Origin of the sequence: Pseudomonas edaphica (genome assembly GCF_005863185.1) — a bacterium.
In the GTDB taxonomy this organism is placed as follows: Bacteria; Pseudomonadota; Gammaproteobacteria; order Pseudomonadales; family Pseudomonadaceae; genus Aquipseudomonas; species Aquipseudomonas edaphica.
This window is the reverse complement of record NZ_VBVZ01000638.1, coordinates 1-3,465: the sequence shown is the minus strand read 5'-3', so window position 1 is coordinate 3,465 and position 3,465 is coordinate 1. Positions and strand designations below refer to the sequence as shown.

Annotated in this window: 2 protein-coding genes; both read left to right on the top strand. The window is 63.4% G+C overall.

What is annotated here, in order from left to right; genetic code table 11:
- On the top strand, nucleotides 1–1,738 hold a 1,738-nt coding region (locus tag FEM54_RS28055), incomplete at its 5' end, for an amino acid adenylation domain-containing protein (protein ID WP_138453807.1).
- 3 nt (nucleotides 1,739–1,741) lie between these two features.
- A partial coding sequence (locus FEM54_RS28050) for a condensation domain-containing protein (protein WP_138453806.1) occupies nucleotides 1,742–3,465 on the top strand: 1,724 nt, incomplete at its 3' end.

Here is a 3,465-nt window from a genome sequence, read left to right as displayed (position 1 = left end):
CGAGCTGGACCGCCAGGCCAACCGCCTGGCCCATGCGCTGATCGCTCGTGGCGTCGGCCCGGAAGTGCGGGTGGCGATTGCCATGCCGCGCAGTGCGGAAATCATGGTGGCGTTCCTCGCAGTGATGAAAGCCGGTGGCGTGTATGTGCCGCTGGACATCGAATACCCGCGTGATCGTTTGCTGTACATGATGCAAGACAGCCGCGCCAAGTTGCTGCTGAGCCACACCAGCGCCTTGCCGCAATTGCCGCTCGCCGAGGGTCTGGACACACTGGCCATTGACCGCACCGAAGACTGGACCGGCTACAGCGATACCGCGCCGCAGGTAAATCTGGATGGCGATAACCTCGCCTACGTGATCTACACCTCCGGCTCCACCGGCATGCCCAAGGGTGTGGCCGTTTCCCACGGGCCGTTGGTGGCGCACATCATCGCCACCGGCGAACGCTACGAAACCGGCCCGGCCGACTGCGAATTGCATTTCATGTCCTTTGCCTTCGACGGCTCTCACGAAGGCTGGATGCACCCGCTGATCAACGGCGCCAGCGTGCTGATCCGCGACGACAGCCTGTGGCTGCCCGAATACACCTACGCGCAAATGCACCGTCACAACGTGACCATGGCCGTGTTCCCGCCGGTGTACCTGCAACAATTGGCCGAGCATGCCGAGCGCGATGGCAACCCGCCCAATGTGCGCGTGTACTGCTTCGGCGGCGATGCGGTGGCACAGGCCAGCTACGACCTGGCGTGGCGCGCGTTGAAACCGACTTACCTGTTCAACGGCTACGGCCCGACCGAAACCGTGGTTACGCCGCTGCTGTGGAAAGCCCGTCGCGGCGACCCCTGCGGCGCGGTCTATGCGCCGATTGGCACGCTGCTGGGCAACCGCAGCGGCTACGTGCTGGACTCGCAACTCAACCTGCAACCCATCGGCGTGGCTGGTGAGCTGTACCTGGGCGGCGAAGGCGTGGCGCGTGGTTATCTGGAACGCCCGGCACTCACCGCCGAACGTTTTGTGCCGGACCCGTTCGGCAAGCCCGGCAGCCGTGTGTATCGCAGCGGCGACCTGACCCGTGGCCGTGCGGACGGCGTGGTGGATTACCTCGGGCGTGTCGACCATCAGGTGAAAATCCGTGGTTTCCGTATTGAGCTGGGTGAAATCGAGGCGCGCCTGCGTGAGCAGGACAGCGTCGGCGAAACCGTCGTCGTGGCCCAGGAAGGCCTGGCCGGTAAGCAATTGGTCGCCTATGTAGTGCCCGCCACCGTGCAGCTCGACCACACCGCGTTCCGCGACAGCCTGCGCCGGGCCCTGAAAACCCGGCTACCGGATTACATGGTGCCGACGCACTTCATGTTCCTGGACCAAATGCCATTGACCCCCAACGGCAAACTCGACCGCAAGGGCTTGCCCGAGCCGGATGCGAGCCTGATGCAGCAGCACTACGTCGCCCCGCAAACCGAGCTTGAGCAGCAGCTCGCCGCAATCTGGGCCGAGATTCTGCACCTGCCCCGCGTGGGCCTGGACGACAACTTCTTCGAAGTGGGCGGCCACTCCCTGCTGGCGATCCAGATCACCTCGCGGGTGCAGGCCGAACTGGGGCTGGAAGTGCCGCTGGTGGAAGTGTTCCAGACCGAAACGTTGCGCGCCTATGCCCAGGCCGCTGCCACCTTCCGCGCCGGCAGCGCGGAAGACTTTGATGATCTTCGTGACTTTTTGAGCGAACTAGAGGCGATTTGAACCATGCTTTCCAACCCTAATATCGATCTGGTTTCGCGCTTTCTTCGCCTGCCTCTGGAACAGCGTCAACAGTTCTACCAACGCCTGCAAAGCCGTGGCATGAGTTTCGCGCAACTGCCGATCGCCTCGATTCGCGAGGACGGCCAGCACGCACCGCTGTCTTATGCCCAGGAGCGCCAGTGGTTTCTCTGGCAACTGGACCCGGACAGCGCGGCCTATCACGTCCCCGGCGCCTTGCGCCTGAGCGGGCGCCTGGACAAGGCCGCGCTGCAGCGCAGCTTCGACACGCTGGTGACACGCCATGAAAGCCTGCGCACCCGTTTGCACCTGGAGGGCGAGCAGCGTGCCCAGCAAGTATTGGCCCAGGCTGTGATCGAGATCGCTGAACACTCAGCCGACGAGGCCGGGCTAAAAGCAAGCGTCGAAGCTGAAATCGCCCGACCTTTCGATTTGCAGCAAGGTCCGTTATTGCGGGTCAGCTTGTTCGGCCTAAGCGAAGAAGAGCATGTGCTGGTGCTGGTTCAGCACCATATCGTCTCTGACGGTTGGTCGATGGGCGTGATGGTGCAAGAGCTGATGCAGCTTTATGCCGCCTACAGCCAGGGCCAGGAGTGCACGTTGGTACCGCTGCCGATCCAGTATGCCGATTACGCGTTGTGGCAACGCCGCTGGATGGAGGCGGGGGAGAAGGCCCGTCAACTGGATTACTGGCGTGAGCTGCTCAGTGGCACGCAGCCGGTGCTGGAACTGCCGCTCGATCACCCGCGCCCGGCACAGCAGAGTTTCCTTGGCGCACGCCAGGACATTGCCCTGGAACCCGCCCTGGTCGCCGGTCTCAAGGCCTTGGCCCAGCGCGAAGGGGTGACGCTATTCATGCTGCTGTTGGCGTCGTTTCAGGTATTTCTGTATCGCTACAGCGGGCAGTCGGACATTCGCGTCGGCGTGCCGATCGCCAACCGCAACCGCGTCGAGACCGAATCGCTGATCGGCTTTTTCGTCAACACGCAGGTGCTCAAGGCCGATCTCGACGGCCAGATGACCTTCGCCCAACTGCTGCAACACACCAAGCGCCGCGCGCTGCAAGCCCAGGCCCATCAGGATTTGCCCTTCGAGCAACTGGTCGAAGCGCTGCAACCCGAACGCAGCCTTAGCCATAACCCGCTGTTTCAGGTGATGTTCAATCACCAGGCCAAGACCCCATCCGCAGAGCAGCAACTGCCGGGCCTGCGTGTGGCCAGCCTCGAACTGGAAACCCAAAGCGCCCAGTTTGACCTGAGCCTGGATACCCAGGAAACCGGCGACGGCCTCTGGGCCTCCCTGACCTATGCCACCGACTTGTTCAACACGGCGACCGCCTCGCGCATGCTGGGCCATTGGCTGAACCTGTTGCGCGCCGCCGTGGCCAACCCTGCAATGGCCTTGCAGGACCTGGCGACGCTGGACGCCACGGAGCGCCAACAACTCCTCTACCAGTGGAATGCCACCGAGCGCGCCTACCCGCAAGGCCAGTGGGTGCATCAGTTGATTGAAGCGCAGGTGCTGGCGCAACAGGATGCACCGGCATTGCGTTTTGGTGACGTTTCGCTGAGTTACGCTGAACTGAACCGCCGCGCCAATCGCCTGGCCCATCGTTTGATCGAGGCCGGCGTTGGCCCGGATGCGCTGGTGGGGCTGGCGGTGGAGCGCTCCATCGAGATGGTGGTGGGGCTGCTGGCGGTGCTCAAGGC